A 20,624-nucleotide genomic window follows, 5' to 3' on the forward strand; every position below is an offset into this window, starting at 1 on the left:
TCATATGATTATACGGTTTGGATATGTCTCACATGCAATGGCACTCTGGGACTGTTCTCCTGCCAAAACAATGACGTTTACAAGCTTTAAGAAACTCAGCAAGCAAGAACGAGAAGACAAACTGTACCATGTTATAAGGCAAAATTTAGAGCACACAATACGTATCCTTCATTACAATATAGCACATGAAATCCCACTATATCGCCTATCGTCTTCCATCGTCCCACTTGCAACACATCCCGAAGTCGAGTTTGACTATATTGGGGTATTCACACCACTTTGGCATAAAATAGGGGCTTTAATTAAAGAACACAATTTACGAATAAGTTTTCATCCGAATCAATTTACGCTATTTACAAGCGACAAACCACATATTACTACTAACGCTATTACGGATATGACTTATCATTATAAAATATTGGATGCTATAGGCATTGCAGATTCTTCTTACATTAATATTCATGTAGGTGGAGCCTATGGAAATAAAGAAAAGGCAATTGAGCGCTTCCATGAAAACATAAAAAAACTTCCTACACATATAAAAAAACAAATGACTCTTGAAAACGATGATAAAACCTATACAACCGCTGAAACTTTATCCATTTGCCAAAAAGAAAATATCCCATTTGTATTTGATTATCATCATCATATGGCCAATCTTTGCGAAGAACCACTAGAAGAGTTGCTTCCTGCAATTTTTGAAACTTGGTCACATACAAATATCTCTCCTAAATTTCACATTTCCTCCCCGAGATCGGAAAAAGAATTTAGGGCTCATGCTGAATATATCGATTTAGAGTTTATTAAGCCTTTCTTACACATTGCAAAAAAACACAATCATAATTTCGATATTATGATTGAAAGTAAACAAAAAGACTTAGCACTATTCCAATTAATAGATGAACTTTCTGCTATAAGAGGAATGAAAAGAATAAGTGGTGCAATGTTACAGTGGTAAATTGTAACTTTGCACCATTTTTTCAAAAAAGTAATTTTTATAGTAAAAAACATTCTGTTTTATATGCTATTATTTAAATTAGCATTTTCTCCCCGAGATTCAACTTTATTGAAACGGAGTCATAATATGATTAATCAAAAAAAGTATATACAATCTGTCATAATATACATATTTATATTTGCTCTTTGGATATTCCTTATACCAAATGAGTCGAATATAAAAGAAATCGGGATTCTTTTCTTATTCTGTTTCGCTGCACTTTTTTCTTGCTATTGCTTATGTAAAGCGATTAGAAAAATGACGCATGGTGATAAATTATTTTGGATTTTATTATTATGTACTTGTCTATGCGGGTTAGCTATGGAAATAACTTTATTTCTTCCTTCACTTTCTATTCATAAGCAAGTTGTATTCTCATATAAAGCATTACCTTTTTTTATCATACAATATGTTTTACTCTTTGTTGGATTTGCTATAAAGTTTATAAAAATTTACTCTATTAAGGGTCTTGCTCAATTTTCATTCGATAGCATCTTTATTGTTATTATGAACATTTATTTCACTTTAACTTTTATCTTGGACCTTTCAAACTTCCGTATGTTAACAAAGGAAACTTGGATTTTAATTGGCTATTTCATTGCACAATCATTAGTAATTTACGCCGTTATTAGTCTATATAGAAGAGAACAATATTCTTCGAGTAGAATCGCATTAATTATCGGTTTCACTATTATACTCGTATACGGTTACATTCATCTGTTTCAATTAAATTTTGGGATGAAAACTTCTCCTGAATTTAATTATTTAATACACACTGCTTCTATTTTATTAATTGGACTTTCTTCCATACTATATATCTTGGATAAACCAATGCAACATGAAACGAAAGCAAAATATTATCGATTCGATTATGTACGTTTTATACTACCTTATTTTAGTATAATTATTACTTTTTCCTTTATTATCATTCAACCTTGGGATGATAAATTTATGTTAATTGGTCTCGTATTATCACTTATTTTGTTATTCTTGCGGCAACTTTACATGTGGAAAGATAATCAAGCACTAATCCTTACATATGAACAGTTGACTACACAACTAGAGGACGAAGTTGAAGAAGGTGCATTTGCATTATCAAAAAGTGAACAACGCTATAAGTCTTTATTCGAAGATCATCCCGATGCCGTTTTCTCTTTAAATATGAATGGCATTTTTCAACAATCTAATAAGGCATGCGAAAGCTTATTTACTGCCTATTATTGTGAAGTAGCAAGCTATTCTCTGGTACACTTCATTGATTCAAAAGACCACGAACTACTAAAGAAGGCTTTACAAATTACAAAGGAAGGTAGGCCACAAACGTTAGAAGTTCGTACAAAAGAACAAGAAGGCTATTATTATTATCTTCATATTACACTTATCCCTACTTTTATAAACAAAGAAGTGGTCGGAATGTTTGGGATAGCGCGTGATATTACCACTCTATATGAAAAACAAAAACAAGTAGAGCATTTAGCCTTTCACGATGCACTTACTGGATTACCAAACCGTCGAAAGTTCGAAAAAGATTTAAAAGCCATTTTAAATACAGCCCAAACTAACGCAAATGATGTCGCCGTCATATTCCTTGATTTAGATCGATTTAAAAAAATTAACGATAGACTTGGCCATGACGTTGGAGATTTATTATTAATTGAAGTAGCAAAAAGATTACGCGGTTGCTTGCGTTCAAAAGATATCGTCGCTCGCCAAGGTGGAGATGAGTTTACAATTCTATTACCAGAAATGTACTCAGAAAAAAGTGCAATTTTTATAGCTGAACAGATTTTAACTATTTTAAACAAACCATTCTTCATTCAAGGCGAAGAACTCTCTATTACACCAAGTATCGGAATTGCGATGTACCCTGATTATGGAACTGATGTAAATGAATTAATGAAAAATGCTGATATGGCTATGTATCGTGCGAAAGCAAATGGAAAAAACAGATTTGTTTTCTTCTCAAAAGAAATGAGTATCGCTCAAAATGAAATTCAATTCTTAGAAGGTGAACTTTCAAAAGCATTACAACAAAATGAATTTTTCCTTGAATACCAGCCACAAGTAAGCACAAAAACAAAACAAATTATCGGTTTTGAAGCATTAATACGTTGGAAGCATCCAAAACTCGGTATCGTATCTCCTGCCCAATTTATCCCTCTAGCAGAGGAAACTGGTTTTATTATTGAACTTGGCAATTGGATTTTACGTACTGCCTGCTTAGAGGCAAAAAGATGGCATAATCAAGGTTTTTCTCACTTAAAAGTTGGTGTAAATTTATCTGTTGTTCAATTTAACCATGCAGATTTAATCCCAACTATTTCAAAGGTGTTGGAAGAAACAGAACTGAAACCAGAAGCACTAGATATTGAAATTACGGAAAGCATCGCAATTAATCAAAATCAATCTGTAGTTGCAAAACTAGAACAACTTCAAAATCTCGGTATTCAAATTTCAATCGACGACTTTGGAACTGGTTATAGTTCTTTAGCTTATTTAACAAAATATCCAATCAACACATTAAAAATCGCTCGAGAGTTTATTTGTGGAATTACAACTAGCCCTTTAGAAGAAGCAATTGTCTCTTCCATTATTACACTATCAAAAGAACTAAATTTAGAAGTGATTGCAGAAGGTGTAGAAACAGAAGAAGAATGGAAATTTTTACATAAACAAAATTGTGATCACATTCAAGGATTCTTTATTAGCAAACCTGTTTCTAGTAAAGACGTTTGGATGTTACTCCATAAAAAAACAACCGTCTAAGTAAGACGGTTGTTTTTTAGAACTCAAAAGGTACTTCATTAGCTAATTGTATCTCTTGATTATTATGAGAAATTATTTGGTTTTTCTCTAATGCTGTATCTCCTAATGAAATACCCCATGCCATCGCTAACGTTAGTAAACTACCAATAAGTAGTTTTTTCATATTCCATCACCCGCATTTTTTCTTTAAATATATCATGAAAAATTATCCAGACTTTATGCAATTATGCATATTTGTTCTTTATGTCTTTTTTATTTCTTCATTTTTTTTATAAGTGATTCTTTTAATTCATGGTTTCCTAATATATCAAAAAAGAAGCATGCTTTTTCGTAAGCATCTTCAATTTCTGCTCTATCACACCCAAGTTTTGCTAAGCATTCACCTTTTCGAAAGTATAACTGTCCAATCAATGTCATACTGTTAATTCGACACGATAGGTCAATGGCTTTATTTGCGTGACAAAGCGCTTCTTCGTATTGATTGTCTATGTATAATGCTTTTGCATGATTATGTCTCACCTTCACATCAAACTCTTTATTATCATGCAATGCCTCTAATTGTTTTAATATATTTTCAAACAAATCAATACCCTGCTTCAAATAGCCGTTTTCAGCATAAATGTTTGCAATTGCGTTTTCAATATAAAGGTTCTGATATACATCTATTCCTACCAGTTGTTGATTGAGCAATTTCTTTAATTCTAAAATGCAATATTCGTAATCGATTTTTTTCAATACGTAAGCAGCTACATAATATTGCCATTGAAGAAATTGCTGAAGCTCGGGATGATATTCTTCCTTTTTCAATTCATTGCATACTCTATTATAAATTTCTTTATATTTTTTTTGCTTACAAAGCAGAATAATTTGATCTTTTAACTGCTTATTCCTCTCAATATCAGAATAAATAAGTACCTCATAAAAATGAATGATGGGAACTTGTAATTTTGCTGCAATACCTTGCAATATATCCATACTTGGGTATACCGCGCCCGATTCAATTCGACTTACTTCCGATTGATGACATATGTTCTCGGATAACTGTTTTTGTGTTAATCCTCTCATCACCCTAATTTTCTTAATTTCACTTCCTAATTTTTCTGCGTGCATACTTACTCACCATCCCATTATAACAATCTAATTTTTTAAGTTGTCATACCACTACAATAATGTGAATTCGACAATTTTTGATATGAAATAATGCATAATATATATATAATTCGGCAAATTTTTCATACAATTCATCTCACATACAATAATAGATTAGGAGTGTTATAGATGAATTATAGAAAACTTGCTAGTGCTTTCGTTACATTCGGTCTTCTTTGCCCTTTATCAACAGAAGCTATTCATGCTCAAGAGTTAGACAAAAGTGCAGTCAAAGTTGAAATTGCTCAGCCTGGTTTAACAATCGGGAAATTAACACAACCTCAAAATGATACGAAAGAAAATATTGCTAAAAAGTATTTAAAAGGTGAGGTAAATGGGGCGAAAGCTCAACAAGAACAAGTCACTACTGAAAAAAATGTAGATTTCCAACCTACAAATAAAGAAACTAAAGAAAATCAAACCGAAGTTCGCCTTGCACAAACATATAAAAACTATAAAGTATATGGCCAAGATCTCATTGTAAAAGTAGATAAAAATGGAGTGATCACAACTGTTAGTGGTAAAGTTGTTCAGAATTTAAATCAACAACCTAATCTTACTATAACAAATTTTTTGTCGAAAAATGAAGTAAAATCTAAATTACGCGATATAGTTCAAATTCCAAGTGATGCAGTTGAGACAGAATTCTCTAGCGAAACCGTTGTTTATAAGAAAAAAGATGGCTATTATACATTCGCAACTGTTATTACATTTACTTATGAAAACAATGAACAAATTATAAACGGCAATGCTATCGTTGATCTAAAAACTGGCGAAGTACTTTTCCAAGAAAAGTTCATTAAAAACAAAGAGAATAAGACTATAAATCAAGTAACATCACCTAGATTATCCCCTGCAAGTGAGCAAGGAACTGGGAAAAATGCACTTCAAGAAAACATCTCTTTCAATATTGCCAAAGGAACTGATGGGAAATTTTATTTAGCGGATTTATCACGCGGAAATGGTATTTATATTTATAATGCAAACTACGCCGATTCCCTCGGAGGATATAGTCAAGCTGGTTATCCAGGGACACTAATTTCAAGTAGCAATCCTAATTTTGCAGATAAAGAAGCCGCGGGCGCTATGAAGAATATGAGTGATATTTACGATTACTTTAAGAAAGAACATAATCTAAAAAGTTACGACAATAAAGATTCAAAAGTTGTTGCTAGTGTACACGGTTTTGATTCTACTGAAGTTAGTGATGGTGTAAAAGAAGACTATGTAAATGCATTTTGGCATCCCGCTTGGAACCAAATGGTATTTGGTGATGGTTTAGGCGGAAAACTAACATCCGCTCTTGATGTAACAGCTCATGAATTTGGACATGCTGTATTCAGTGGCACGACGAAAAATAAAGTCGTGAGATATCCAAGCGCTGAAACATCTGCACTAAACGAGGGATTAGCGGATTTCTGGGGTACACAAATCGAATATTACGTAAAGAAAGATAAAGGAAACTGGATTATGGGCGATACATTAGGTGGCCTAACAATTCGTGATATCCCAAGGGAAATTGGTGACGGCGGTCATAAATTATATACAAATTTACAAGATTTCTATAACGATGGTAATAATCAAGAATCACACGTGAATTCTGGTATTATCAGTCACGTATTATATCAATTAGCTGAAGGTAAAACATATAACGGTGTTGCTGTTCAAAAGCAAGGAAATGAAAAAGTAAGTAAAGTTGTTATGCGTACATTGCAAAATTATGCAACTTCCGCTGAAGACTTTGAATCACTTCAATCTCATATCGTACAAGCTGCAAAAGATTTATATGGCATTGCCGTATCAAATGAATTTGCAAAGGCATTTGAAGCACACGGTTACAAACCGTTACAAAAAATAAATAAAGTAATAGCGGTACAATAATAAAAAAGAAGTTTACCAATCATAGGTAAACTTCTTTTCATATCCAACCCTTTTCTTCCGCAATTGTAATTGCCTCAATTCTATTTTTCGCATCGAGCTTCGTTAATACTTCAGAAATATAATTACGCACTGTACCCGGCGAAAGATAAAGTGCCTTCGCAATTTCGTTTGCCGTCTTTCCTTCTTTCGCAAGCAACATTACTTCCTTTTCGCGATCTGACAACGGATTTTGCTCCTGCCATAAGCCAAACATTAAATCTTGGGAGACCTCTCGTTTCCCCTTCATTACATTACGAATTGCTGCCGCTAAATCTTCACTTGGGCTATCCTTTAATAAATAGCCGTGCACACCAGCTTTCATTGCTCTTTCAAAATATCCCGGCCGTGCAAATGTTGTTAAAATCATTACTTTGCATGATGATTTTTCTTTCTTTAACGCTTCAGCAACATCTAATCCACTTTGAATCGGCATTTCAATATCCATAATACTTATATCCGGTTTTAACGATTCAATTAATTTTAGCGCCTCTTCCCCGTTTGCCGCTTGTCCAATTACTTCGATATCATCTTCTAGATCAAGCAGAGCCCCTAACGCACCACGAAGCATCCGCTGATCTTCTGCAATAATAATTCGGATCATGCCCTCACCTCATCTTTTCCTGTTCTAATAACAACTGGAACTTTTACTGTTAACAACGTCCCTGGATTGATTGTACCTAGTTCAACAAATCCATCAATAAGAGCAATTCGTTCTTTCATGCCGCGAATACCATTTCCATCATGATTTTGATCTGTTAAACCAATTCCGTTATCTTCTACTTTCAAAATTAGTTCACCTTGTGATTCTAATACAGAAACTGCGCACCGCGTCGCCTTACTATGTTTTACAACATTTGTAACGGCCTCACGTAAACACATCCCGACAATATTTTGTTCAATTGGTGATAACGAGCTCGATCTTGCTTCTTGCCTCACTTCTAATTCAATATTAGCTGCTTGTAAGATTGCTTTTATTTGCTCTAGCTCTTCTTCTACCGTAATCATACGCATATCAGAAATTAATTCTCTCAGCTGTTTTAAGGCTGTACGAGACGTTTGTGTAATTTCCTTCGCTTCCACACTTGCACGCTCCGGATTTTTCACAATTAACTTCTCTACAAGCTGGCTTTTCAAAGTAATAAGAGATAGCGTATGTCCTAATGTGTCATGAAGATCTCTTGCAATCCGCTGCCGTTCTTCACGTTTTACTAAGTCTTTAATTTGCTCGTTCGCCTCATCTAATTGATTTCTTAACATCTTTTTCTGATTAAAATTACGCATACCAAATGGCGTAAGAAGCATTAAAATAAACATCGGGACGATATTTACTAAACTTGTTGGTGTTAGTTGATTCATATTTACAAATACAAATGCTCCAAGCATTATAACTAACGAGCATAACAGCACTTGAAATACTTTCTTATTCGGCGCAAATCCCATCGCACTTGCTGTGAAAAAGCCAAAAAATATCATAAAAGGATTATAAAATAAAGCAAATAAAAAAATGAGTATCATTTGAATGCATGCCCATAAAATAAACGTCTTCTGAACAAAATAAAGCTGACGGTATGTGATAATAAAAAGTATCAACATACCGCTCCCTAGCACAAGCTTCCATCCTGATGCTTGTGCTAAGTGATAAATTGGAAATAATAGATAAACAAACCACATGTACGGAAAGAATCCCATATGTTTCGGAAAAATCTCAATCCTCTTCTTCTCTATCATTTATACCGCTTCCTGTCTTTTTCTTATATATATTGATACTACAACAAATATAAGGAAATAACCTCCTAATACCGCGATATTTTCCCATCCAATTGATTTTCCAGCTACAATATCCCACGCACCACTTCCGAAATGGTATGTTGGTGTCCATTCACCAATCGTTCTTAATATTTTTGGGAATACTTCAATCGGCATCCATAACCCGCCAACTATAGCTAAACTCATATTTAAAATATTAGCTAAGCCAGCAGCTGCGTCCGCCTTCTTAATGGAACCTATTACTGTTCCTAACGCTAAAAATGGTGTTACCCCTAACAATAACCATAACCCCGCACCAATCCATTGCCCTACCGTTAACTCAACATGATTAATTAGTATCCCTGCAATAAAGATAACTAATATTGAAAAAGCATTTACTACTGTTTGAGCGATAATTTTTGCTGTTAAATATGCTCCCTCTGGAAGCGGTGTAATTTTTAGAAGATGTGTCCATCCTTGCCCTCTTTCCTGAGAAAGCCTTACACCGAAACTAAAGAGTGCAGTCCCTACAATACTGAAAGTTGCCATCGAAATTAAATAATGTGCTTTCCACGCATCTCCGTTTTGTGGTACTTGAACAACATTTGTGAAAATGTAGTAAAACATAACAGGCATTAATAATGAGAAAAAGATAAATAATTTATTGCGGAATGTACGTAAAATTTCTATTTTGCACTGCATCCATAACGCTCTCATGCGATTTCCTCCTTCTGATTTGCAACGAATTGTTCAAATGCCTCATCAAGACTTCCACGTTCAACTGAAACATCTGTTACAGGTAAACTCCTTTGATAAATGGCTTTTAAAGTTGCATCCGTATCCTCCGTTGTTAAAATGAAGCGGCCTTCGTTTGACTTTACTTCTATTACATTTGGTAATTCCTTTAGTAATTTTGTAGGAATGCTTTCCTTTGAGTAAAATGTGATTGTTTTTCTCGAAATCGTTGCTTTCATTTCGTCTGGTGTACCATCTGAGATAATCTTTCCGTTCGCAAATAATAAGATACGATTTGCTAAAGCATCTGCTTCTTCTAAATAATGCGTCGTTAAAATAATCGTTTTCCCTTCACTTGCTAACTTTCGAATCGTTTCCCAAAACGTTCTTCGAGACGTAATATCCATTCCGACTGTCGGCTCATCTAAAAATAACAAATCCGGATTTCCCGCAAGTGCAAGCGCAAAGTTTAACCTTCTTTTTTGCCCACCTGATAATTTCTCACATCTTTGCTTTCGCTCTGATTCTAAATTTGATAACTGCAGTAACGTTTCTTTCTCTATAGGATTCGTATAATAACTACGGAATAACTCAATTGCCTCTTCCACCGTAATACTATCAATGACACTTACTTCTTGCAGCATCGCACCGAGGCTATTACGAACATCTCTATGCTTTGGACTCTTTCCAAATATAGAGACCTTACCTTCCGTCGGTTCCTTTAATCCAAGCATCATCGACATCGTCGTTGTTTTCCCCGCACCATTTGGACCAAGCAACGCTACTATTTCCCCTTTATTTACATGAAATGAAACATTATTTACTGCGTTTTTATGTTTAAATGTTTTAGAAACATCATTTACTTCAATAATCTTTTCCATCTCTCCACCCCCGCTGTTTCTTATATTTACATTGTATTCCTTGGAAAACTTAGGAAACAGTATGATGCGTCATGACATCGATATGACAATTGTCATGTATTCTTTATGAGAGGAATCAACCTGCATACCGCAAGCGAGTAGCAGGACGAAAATAAACATGATACAATCGGATAAGATATATATTCGAGGAAGGACAGTGGTTTTCATGATTATTCGTAATGAACAAGATTTAGAAGGCTTACGAAAAATCGGCCGCATCGTTGCGCTTGCACGTGAAGAAATGAAAAAACAAGCGAAGCCAGGTATGACAACGAAAGAGCTTGATTTGATCGGTAAAAAAGTATTAGATGAGCATGGTGCTATTTCTGCACCTGAAAAAGAATATGATTTTCCAGGTGTAACTTGCATTAGTGTAAATGAAGAAGTTGCTCATGGTATTCCAGGAGATCGTGTATTAAAAGAAGGCGACTTAGTAAACGTCGATGTATCCGCTGCACTTGATGGCTATTATGCAGATACAGGCATTTCATTTGTTCTTGGAGAAGACGAGGCAAAAGAAAAACTTTGCCAAGCAGCGGTTGATGCATTTTGGGCAGCAATGAAAAAGGTTAGAGCTGGCTCAAAACAAAATCAAATTGGTCGTGCTGTTTCAAACTTCGCACATAAAAGTGGATACAATGTTATCCAAAACTTAACTGGTCACGGCATTGGTCTTAGCTTACATGAAGCACCAAATCACATTTTAAGTTACTATGATCCAATGGATAATGCGCTTCTAAAAGACGGTCTTGTTATCGCTGTAGAACCGTTCATCTCTATGAAAGCTGATCATATTATTGAACGTGGTGACGATGGTTGGACATTCGTTACACCAGATAAAAGTCTTGTTGCACAATGTGAACATACCGTTGTCGTAACACGCGGTGAACCAATAATCTTAACAGAAATCTAATACCAAAAACGGCTGTTTTGTAGATTTATTCCACATAAAACAGCCGTTTTTTATTTTTGGGAAAATATGTGAACTAGTGTTGAACTCTTTATCATTTAAGTATATAATCTTTAGCGGAGGTTACTTAAGCTTATCTTTACTAAAAAGATATTGTAACTAAGGAGTAAAACACCTTCTTTCCTATTGTTTAAACAGGCTCAAAAATGACCGTAGTAACGTGTTAGTCGAATATTCTGTAATCCTTATATTTCTCTAACAATGTAAGAAACTATCACCTTTCAACTTCGGTCCACTAATCGCACAACTCTCTTTAGACAAAATAAATGACTATTTTCAAAGTACATATTGTCTTCATTCTGACCAAAACCAACCCTATCTAGATTTTTATTTCCACATAACTTTAAGGCAAAAATAAGCCTTCACAAAGGGATACACTACATTGGTTAGTATGTATCGTAAAACTTACCTTTATAACCATTCTTTTTTACTAGATATACATGAAAACTATCTCACATATAAAGGTCTGATATCATTATTTATATCAGTATTTTTTTCGACATTTTTTGTCGAATTGTGTATATTTCCATAGAACTGTGTAAATATACATTTTGTTTTACGTTAAATAATATTGCTTTGAACATAATTCTGTTTGTCTGAGAACGCGTATAGAAACGGAGGGATAACAAAAATAAATAGCTTATAACAAATACTTTTAATATTCCATTTGTTCATGTGGAATAAGTCCCCAATGGACAAATGAATGTTCAGAGGAGGAAAAATGAAAAAACTTTTTAATGTATGTTTAATTGTATTCGTACTATTTTCGCAACTTGCTAGTTTTCCATACAATCAAGTAAGAGCGGAAACCTTAACAGGAGATTCCTTATTTGACACTGTTGAAATGAAAGATGCGACGAATCATATTATTGACGAATCAAAAAATCCTAACAATTTAATAAAGATAGGATCAACCATTCAAGTAGAATACGCTTGGTCAATAAAGGATCAACAAGTTGCACACGCAAATGATACAGCAGTAGTTCAAATACCACTTGCATTAAAAGTATCTAAAGATTTGCAAGGGGATTTAGTAACAGATCAAAAAAATATTGGTCAATATTTTATAACAGCTAAAGATAATAAATTAAAATTAATATTTAATGATCAAGTAGAAAATTTGAAAGACGCTAAAGGAAAAATTAAAGTTGATACCGTGTTTAACTCAACTTTAAAACCTGGGGAAAAATCAGTTCAAATTGCTTTTCCTTTAGGAACAATGGTTCAGCCTATATCAGTTCCTGTTCAAGTAGAAAACTCTAAAGAAGATGGCACCAAACAGGATACTAATAAACAAGCGCAAGATCCAGTAGCTAAACCTGTTACTGACAATCCGGAGCAAGATCCAGCAACTAAAACTGTTACTGATAATCCGGAACAAAACCCAGCAGCTAAAACTGTTACCGATAATCCGGAACAAAACCCAGCAGCTAAAACTGCCACTGATAATCCGGAACAAAACCCAGCAGCTAAAACTGCCACTGATAATCCGGAACAAAACCTAGCAGCTAAAATTGCTACTGACAATCCAGAACAAAAGCTATCAAGCGACCCTGCTGAGAATACAAATTCAGGTCCAAAGCAAATAACAACAAACATTTTAACCGGTGTAAAGTTGACGGATAAAGACGGAAAACCATTTACAGAGGATAACCGTCCAAGTACAGATTCCCCTGCCAATATTGAGTTTACATGGGAACTTTTAAAGTCAATGAATGTGAAAAATGGAGATTACTATATTTTTGATCTTCCTAAACATTTTAAGATTTACAATACAATTAACAGTCCTTTATATGATAGTGAAAACCATCAAATTGGTAATTTTACTGTTACAAAAGATGGAAAAGTCACGATGACATTCAACGATTATGTTGAAGAGCATCCAGATGTTGCTGGTAACCTACAATTAAAGACAGAATTTAATAAAGCTGAAATTAAAGGTACAACAACACAAGAAATTCCTTTCCCGATTAAAGATAAGGATGTTTCTATTACAGTTGACTTTAAGCCTAATGTACAAACAGCTACGAATAAAAAAGGATTACCTGATAGACCAATTAATACAAATGAAATTAATTGGAAAGTAGAGATGAACAAAACGCAAGACACCCTTAAAAATGCTATTTTTAAAGATAACATTCCACAAGGTACAAACTTAAATAAAGATTCTATTAAAGTTTATTATTTAGAAGTTGATGTTAATGGGAATGTAACGCGTGGTGCAGAAGCTGAGCCAACAGATTACAATATTATTTCATCAGATGGCTCAAAATTGGAGATTGCTTTTAAAGATTCTATCAATAAAGCATATCAAATCGAATATGCCACAAAAATTACTGATGAAAATATTAAAAGTTTCCGAAATAACGTTACGATAACGAGTGATAATCAAAAGCAACAAAACGCAAGCTCTACTGTAACGGTTTCTCGTGGTACACACTTAAATAAAACAAGTAAATATGATCCAAAGACGCAAACAATTGAGTGGACAATTACTTACAATGGTGATCAAAGAGAGATCAAAAAAGCAGATGCGATTTTAAAAGATATTTTTGACGATACACACGAACTAGATGCAAATTCTATTGTTGTAAAAAACGCTTCATATAATGAAAAAGGAACGCTTGTAACAGGAGACGCTGTTAATAATTACACTGTAAGTAACAAGAAGAATGGCTTCGATTTACAGTTTAATGATGATATTAATAGTGCTTATGTGATTACCTATAAAACCAAGCCAACTAATAAAGTTATAGAAGATGGAAAAGTAAAAAATAAAGTTACAGCTGATAATGATTCAAGTAAAGAAAATGAAGCTAGCTTCAAGCAGCAAAATATTATTAAATCTAATAATAAAGCTGAAACAAATTATAAAGACAAAACAACAACTTGGACAATTATAGTAAATAATAACAACTATCCATTAAACAACGCGATCATTACGGACACCTTTGATCATGGTGGATTACAATTAAAAGATAAGAAACTAGAAATTAAAGACGGAAATTATACCCTTCAGGCTGGGACTGACTATATTTTAGATACAACAGATAAAGGCTTCAAAATTACTCTTATAGGTACGTATCAGTCTAATATGACAAAGACATTAGTCGTAAAATATACGACAGACTTTGATTATACAAAGCTAGAAAGTGGTAAAACTTCATTTAAAAATACAGGTAACCTATCTTGGATAGATACGGATTCTAATCCACAATCAAATAAGGTTGAAGCTAATTTTGATCCTGATACTTTCACAAAAGCAAATGGTTATAAATACGGTTCTTATAACGCCCAAACGAAGGAAATTACTTGGATAATAGGCTTTAACTATAATAATGTTGAGATTAAAGATCCTTATGTTATAGACGTCATACAAGATAAACAAAAGTTAGTGCCTGGATCCATTGAAGTGCGCGATATGATTTTAAATGGAAATCCTAATAATGCACAACCTGGTAATGCTGTACCAACTGAGCAATATGAACTTGAAGAACCTACAGAGAACAATAAAAACACCCTAAAGGTTCATTTCAAACAATCAATTAATTCACCTTACTATATTATCTTTAAAACAAGCCTTGATGGTGAACTTATCCAAGGTACCTACAAAAACGAGGCAGATTTAAAAGATGGCTCTAAAATTGTAAACACCCTTACAGGTGACACTCAAGTAAATAAAGGTGGCAGCTTCGTTACTAAAAAAGCTGTGCAAGACGACAACTATATTAATTGGAGTATCGCAATTAACGAAAGCCAATCAACCATTGCAGATGCCGTTGTAACAGATGACCCAACCGAAAATCAGGTAATTGTGGAAGATTCATTCCACTTATATCCTACAAATGTTGATCCATATGGAAATTTAACAAAAGATACAGTAAACGAATTAAAAGAAGGAACAGACTATAAACTCAAAATAACAACAGACAATAATACCGGAAAGCAACATTTCGAAATTGCCTTCTTGAAAAAAATTGATCGAGCTTATATTTTAGAATATCGCTCACTTATTAATGCAGACGATAAAGAAAAAGTAAGTAATAAAGCGAAAATCACAGGCAATAAGTTGACAGTTAAAAACACAGAAACTACTGAAACGATTGAAGTGAGAATGTCTTCTGGTTCAGGCGGAGGATCTGCTACTAAAGGCCGTGGAAACCTTGAAATTATAAAGGTAGATAACGACAATAAAAACGCACTATTAGCTGGGGCAGAATTTACTTTATACGATCGTACAGGTAAAACTGTTATCCGTAAAATTACAACAGACAAAGACGGTATCGCTAAATTTAATAATTTAAAACGTGATAAATATTTATTAAAAGAAACAAAGGCTCCTGAAGGCTATGTAATTAGCTGGGATTTAAAACAAGGGAAAATTGTTGAACTTGGTACACAAGAGACTACAACATATAAACTTGCAAATAAGAAGTTTGTCGGTAAAGTAGTTTTAACAAAGTCTGATGACCTGAATAAAAACGTCACACTGCAAGGTGCCGTTTTCACACTACTTGATAAAGATAAAAAAATAATTTCAGAACACGAAAAATTAACAACAAATGATAAAGGGCAAATTACTGTAGATAATTTAAAACCAGGAACTTACTATTTAAAAGAAATAAAGGCTCCTGAGCATTATCAATTAGATGATCGACTTATTGAATTTACAATCGAGGAAGATCAAACAACAGTAATCAATAAAACGGCCCAAAACAGCTTAATTAGAGGCTCAGCTATCCTAACAAAAGTTGATAAAGAGGGTAATACTTTAGAAGGTGCTGTATTTAGTGTACGGGACCAAAATAACAAAAGAATTCCTGGTTATACCAAATTAACGACAAATGGTAACGGACAAATCGAAGCGAAAAATTTACTTCCTGGAGAGTACCAGTTTGTTGAAGAGAAAGCACCTGAACATTATGAAATAGATAAAAAACCGCTTAAATTTACAATTGAAAAAAGCCAACAGAAAGCACTTACTGTTACCGCGACAAATCACCTCATTAAAGGTGGTGTCACTTTAACGAAAGTCGATGATGTCGATGGCACTGCCCTTGAAGGTGCTGTATTTAAAATTGTCGATGCGAATGACGAGAAACAAGTAATTCGTGAAAATATAAAAACAGGTTCAGATGGAAAAGTTACCATTAAAGATCTAGAGCCTGGTGTTTATAAATTTATCGAAACAGAAGCTCCTAAGGATTATACGTTAAGTACAAACCCTATCGAGTTTACAATTGATAAAAGCCAACAAGCTCTTGCTACTGTTACGGCAAATAACAGCTTAAAAACGGGCGAAGTTGAATTATTAAAAGTTGATGAGTTTGGTGAGAAAAAACCACTTGAAGGTGCAGTATTCAAGCTTGTCGATACAAATAATAATGACGTTTCCCCTTACACTAACTTAACTACTGATAAACACGGTAAAGTTAAAGTTAGTAACCTACGTCCTGGTACGTATAAATTCATTGAAATAGCTGCTCCTGAACATTACGTTTTACGAGCAGAACCTATTGAATTTACAATCGATAGAAGTCAGAAAGAAACTCTACTTGTGAAAGCTGAAAATGCTTTAAAACCAGGAGATGTTGAATTAACAAAAGTTGATGATATCGATGGTACAGCTCTTGAAGGTGCTGTATTTAAAATTGTTGATGCAAATGATGAAAAGAAAGTCATTCGCGAAAATGTAAAAACTGGTGCGGATGGTAAAGCTATCGCTACTGGCTTACGCCCTGGCGATTATAAATTTATCGAAGTAACAGCACCGAAGTATTACGACAAAAATACAAAACCAATTAAATTTACGATTACAGAAAGTCAAACAACTCAGGCTACTGTTACCGCTAAAAACAGCTTAACAAAAGGCGGTATTGAGTTAACAAAAGTGAATGCTGCAGATGAAAAGGAAACACTTGAAGGTGCAGTATTTAAAATCGTTAATAGAGATACTAATGAAGATGTTCGTACGGACCTTGTTACGAATAATAAAGGAATGCTAGTTGTAGATGACTTACGTCCTGGTAACTATAAACTTATCGAAACAAAGGCTCCAACTTATTACGATGTAAATGTAGAACCAATTGAATTTACAATCGAAAAAGGACAACAAAAACTCCTTCCACTTACATTTAAAAATAGTTTAACGAAAGGAAAAGTTAAACTTATTAAAGAAGATGATGTGGAAAGTAGTAAAGCTCTTGCCGGCGCTGTATTCACATTGCAAGACCCAACTGGCAAAGAAATTATGAAAGATTTAACAACAGATGATCACGGAGTATTAGTTATTCCTGATTTAGCACCAGGGGATTATCAATTTATCGAAACAAAAGCCCCTGAACATTATAAATTAGACAAAACACCTATTAAGTTCACAATTAAAAAAGGTAGTAAGGAAGATCTTCCTATCCCTGTTACTGTAAAAAATAGTTTACTTACAGGTGGCGTCACTTTAACAAAAGTTGATGATGTTGATGGCACTACTCTTGAAGGTGCAGAATTTATAATCGTTGACGCTCATGATACTAAAAAGGTAATTCGCAAAGGTTTAACGACTGATAAAAACGGTAAAATTACTGCTTCTAATTTACGTCCTGGAGACTATCAATTTATTGAAGTAAAAGCTCCAAAAGACTATACCTTAAGCAAAGACCCTATTCCGTTCACTATCGAAAAAAGTCAAAAAGAGAATATTACTGTTACCACTACTAACAGTTTAAGGAAAGGTGCAGTAACATTAACAAAAATTGATGACATCGATCGTACGATGCTCGAAGGTGCAATCTTTAAGATTGTGGATATGAATGGTAAGGAAGTTCATACGAATCTTGTTACAGATAAAAACGGAAAAATTTCTGTTTCTGATTTACGCCCTGGAGACTATCAGTTCATTGAAACAAAAGCTCCTGAGCACTATGTATTAGATGAAACAACGATTCCATTTACAATTGAAAGAAGTCAAACGAAAGAGATCAATGTTACAGGCAAAAATGCTTTAAAAAAAGGTAGCGTTGAACTAACAAAGATTGACGATATTGATATAAATACAAAACTTTCTAACGCCGTATTTAATTTATTAGATGCAGACGGTGAGCTAGTGGAAGAAGGCTTAAAAACAAATGCTGAAGGTAAAATTGTTGTTGAAAATCTACGTCCTGGTACGTATCAATTCGTTGAAACAATTGCTCCTGAACATTACGATTTAGATAAAAAACCTATCGTATTTACAATTAAAAAGAGCCAAACTGAAACTCTTCATATCACTGCTACAAATGCTTTAACAAAGGGTGCAGTTAAACTTTCTAAAGTAGACGATATTGATGGCACTGTTCTTAAAGATGCAGTATTTAAAATTGTTAATATGAACGGTGATGTAGTTCATAAAGACCTTGTTACAAATGAACAAGGAATAATCGAAATTAACGACCTACGTCCTGGTGATTACCAATTTATCGAAACGAAAGCTCCTAAGCATTACGTTTTAGATGAAACACCAATCAAATTCACTATTGAAAAAGGACAGAAGAAAGTTATTTCTTTAACTGCTACAAATAGCTTAAAACAAGGTAGTATCGAATTACTTAAAGTTGATGATTTAACCACTCAAACAAAACTTGCCGATGCGGTATTTAATTTACTAGATCAAGATGGCAAAGTACTTAAAACAGATTTAAAAACAAACAGTGAAGGTAAAATCGTTATCGAAAACTTACGTCCTGGTACGTATCAATTCGTTGAAATAACGGCCCCTGAACACTATGATTTAGACAAAAAACCAATTATATTTACAATTGAAAAAAGCCAAAAAGATATTGCTACCGTTACTATGAAAAATAGTTTAACAAAAGGCGGCGTGGAACTTTCTAAAGTGGATGACGTCGATGGCACTACTCTTGAAGGCGCAGTATTTAAAATTGTGGATATGAATGGCACTGTAATTCGCAAAGATCTTGTTACGAATCAACAAGGTAAAATTAGCGTTTCTGACCTACGTCCTGGTGATTATCAATTCATCGAGACAACGGCTCCGAAACACTACGATTTAAACAAAGAGCCAATTCCATTCACAATTACAAAGAGCCAAGCTGATCCTATCTCCGTTACAGCTACAAATAGCTTAACGAAAGGCGCTGTGGAACTTTCTAAAGTGGATGATGTAGATGGTACTGCTCTTAAAGATGCGGTATTTAAAATTACTGATATGAATGGTAAAGACATTCGTACTGAGCTTACAACAGATGTACACGGAAAAATTTCTGTTTCTGATTTACGTCCTGGGGACTATCAGTTTGTTGAAACGAAAGCTCCTAAACACTATAAATTAGATAGTACACCTATTAAGTTTACAATTAAGAAAAGCCAAAAAGAAAAGCTCCAAGTTACTGCTACAAATAGCTTAACTGAGGGTGCTGTAGAATTAATAAAAGTGGATGATATAAATTCAGATACAAAACTTTCTGATGCAGTGTTTAACATCATCGATGCGAAAGGTAAAATTGTTCGCACTGATTTAACTACTGATAAAGACGGGAAGATTTCAGTTTCTGATTTACGTCCAGGAGATTATCAGTTCATTGAAACGAAAGCTCCAACTGGCTATGATTTAAACGTTAAACCAATTCCTTTCACAATTACGAAAGGACAATCTCAGGTTACCTCTGTTACAGCTTTAAATAGTTTAACAACAGGTTCAATTGAGTTAACTAAAGTTGATATTGATCACCATGGAACACTTGAAGGTGCCATTTTCAATATTTTAGACCAAGATGGAAAAATCATCCGAGAAGGTTTAAAAACAGATCAACACGGAAAAGTAATCGTAAATGATTTGAAACCTGGTAATTATCAATTAGTAGAAACAAAGGCTCCTAAAGGCTATCAATTAGATGCATCACCAATAAACTTTACAATTGATAAAGCCCAAGCTAAGCCACTACAAATTACAGTTTCAAATAAAAAAATTGAATCTTCTTCAGGTGGAGATGACAAGCCAATTACTCCTCCAAATAAAGAAGAAAACAAAGGCAATGAAACATCTGAGAAACACGAAAACGGAACTTCTGAAGAACAAAATAATGAAACACCTGAGAAACACGAAAACGGAACTTCCGAAGAAACATCGAATAAAACAGATAACAAACAGCAAGATGATCGAAATACGGATAAACACCTTCCAAATACAGGTCATAAAGAAGACCCTACACAAACAGTAGGTATTGTTCTTCTACTAGCTGGATTATTAAGTATTTTAGCTACAAAACGCAAAAAAAATTATTAATAATTTTTTCACATCCAATCAATCTCTCAATTGATTGGATGTTTTTTTATACAAAAAGGACGATACATAAAGTATCGTCCTTTTAACGGGGTGAGGCTGCCCAAAAGTACGGAAAACCTTTGAACAGCCTCTTATTTTCAT

11 protein-coding genes are annotated in these 20,624 nt (G+C 33.9%); 5 read left to right on the forward strand and 6 right to left on the reverse strand.

Translation table 11 applies throughout. The annotated features are described in order from the left end of the window. The first annotated feature begins 4 nt into the window (after positions 1-4). Together uvsE and ACTFR8_RS26780 are read left to right on the forward strand one after the other, a co-directional pair. Positions 5-958, forward strand: coding sequence for a UV DNA damage repair endonuclease UvsE (uvsE, locus tag ACTFR8_RS26775; protein WP_252209740.1), 954 nt, complete (start codon positions 5-7; stop codon positions 956-958). Between the two features lie 126 nt (positions 959-1,084). Continuing rightward, a complete protein-coding gene (locus ACTFR8_RS26780) occupies positions 1,085-3,763 on the forward strand; it encodes a DUF4084 domain-containing protein (protein WP_100619721.1) in 2,679 nt (892 codons plus the stop codon). Between the two features lie 16 nt (positions 3,764-3,779). Here ACTFR8_RS26780 and ACTFR8_RS26785 read toward each other — a convergent pair whose 3' ends face one another. Together ACTFR8_RS26785 and ACTFR8_RS26790 are read right to left on the reverse strand one after the other, a co-directional pair. Further along, entirely contained in the window at positions 3,780-3,926 is a 147-nt protein-coding gene (locus ACTFR8_RS26785) for a quorum-sensing peptide PapR (protein WP_000734726.1), read from the reverse strand. Positions 3,927-4,015: 89 nt separating this feature from the next. Beyond that, the gene (locus ACTFR8_RS26790) at positions 4,016-4,873 is read right to left on the reverse strand and encodes a helix-turn-helix domain-containing protein (RefSeq protein ID WP_000542925.1); all 858 of its coding nucleotides are present in this window, start codon (positions 4,871-4,873) and stop codon (positions 4,016-4,018) included. 168 nt (positions 4,874-5,041) lie between these two features. Between ACTFR8_RS26790 and ACTFR8_RS26795 the strand changes: the two genes are divergently transcribed. Beyond that, positions 5,042-6,793: a M4 family metallopeptidase gene (locus ACTFR8_RS26795; protein WP_100619720.1), complete on the forward strand. Its 1,752-nt coding sequence runs from the start codon at positions 5,042-5,044 to the stop codon at positions 6,791-6,793. 37 nt (positions 6,794-6,830) lie between these two features. Here the strand turns inward: ACTFR8_RS26795 and ACTFR8_RS26800 are convergent, their stop codons facing one another. From ACTFR8_RS26800 to ACTFR8_RS26815, 4 genes are read right to left on the reverse strand one after another with little or no spacing between them, the layout of a single operon-like run. Next, entirely contained in the window at positions 6,831-7,433 is a 603-nt protein-coding gene (locus ACTFR8_RS26800; protein ID WP_000619247.1) for a response regulator transcription factor, read from the reverse strand. Continuing rightward, a complete protein-coding gene (locus ACTFR8_RS26805) occupies positions 7,430-8,560 on the reverse strand; it encodes a sensor histidine kinase (protein ID WP_000570611.1) in 1,131 nt (376 codons plus the stop codon). The genes ACTFR8_RS26800 and ACTFR8_RS26805 overlap by 4 nt, the downstream gene beginning before the upstream one ends. After that, a complete protein-coding gene (locus ACTFR8_RS26810; protein ID WP_001202431.1) occupies positions 8,561-9,295 on the reverse strand; it encodes an ABC transporter permease in 735 nt (244 codons plus the stop codon). It lies immediately after the preceding gene. Continuing rightward, positions 9,292-10,194, reverse strand: coding sequence for an ABC transporter ATP-binding protein (locus ACTFR8_RS26815; protein ID WP_086408427.1), 903 nt, complete (start codon positions 10,192-10,194; stop codon positions 9,292-9,294). Before ACTFR8_RS26815 ends, ACTFR8_RS26810 begins: the two co-directional genes overlap by 4 nt. 157 nt (positions 10,195-10,351) lie before the next feature. Between ACTFR8_RS26815 and map the strand changes: the two genes are divergently transcribed. Both map and ACTFR8_RS26825 read left to right on the forward strand, forming a co-directional pair. Beyond that, on the forward strand, positions 10,352-11,146 hold the full coding sequence (gene map / locus ACTFR8_RS26820; protein WP_003313889.1) for a type I methionyl aminopeptidase: 795 nt from the start codon (positions 10,352-10,354) through the stop codon (positions 11,144-11,146). Positions 11,147-11,924: 778 nt separating this feature from the next. Further along, positions 11,925-20,483: a SpaA isopeptide-forming pilin-related protein gene (locus ACTFR8_RS26825; protein WP_100619719.1), complete on the forward strand. Its 8,559-nt coding sequence runs from the start codon at positions 11,925-11,927 to the stop codon at positions 20,481-20,483. Positions 20,484-20,624 lie beyond the last annotated feature (141 nt).

It is taken from the genome of Bacillus cereus group sp. MYBK15-3 (assembly GCF_051916765.1).
In the GTDB taxonomy this organism is placed as follows: Bacteria; Bacillota; Bacilli; order Bacillales; family Bacillaceae_G; genus Bacillus_A; species Bacillus_A cereus.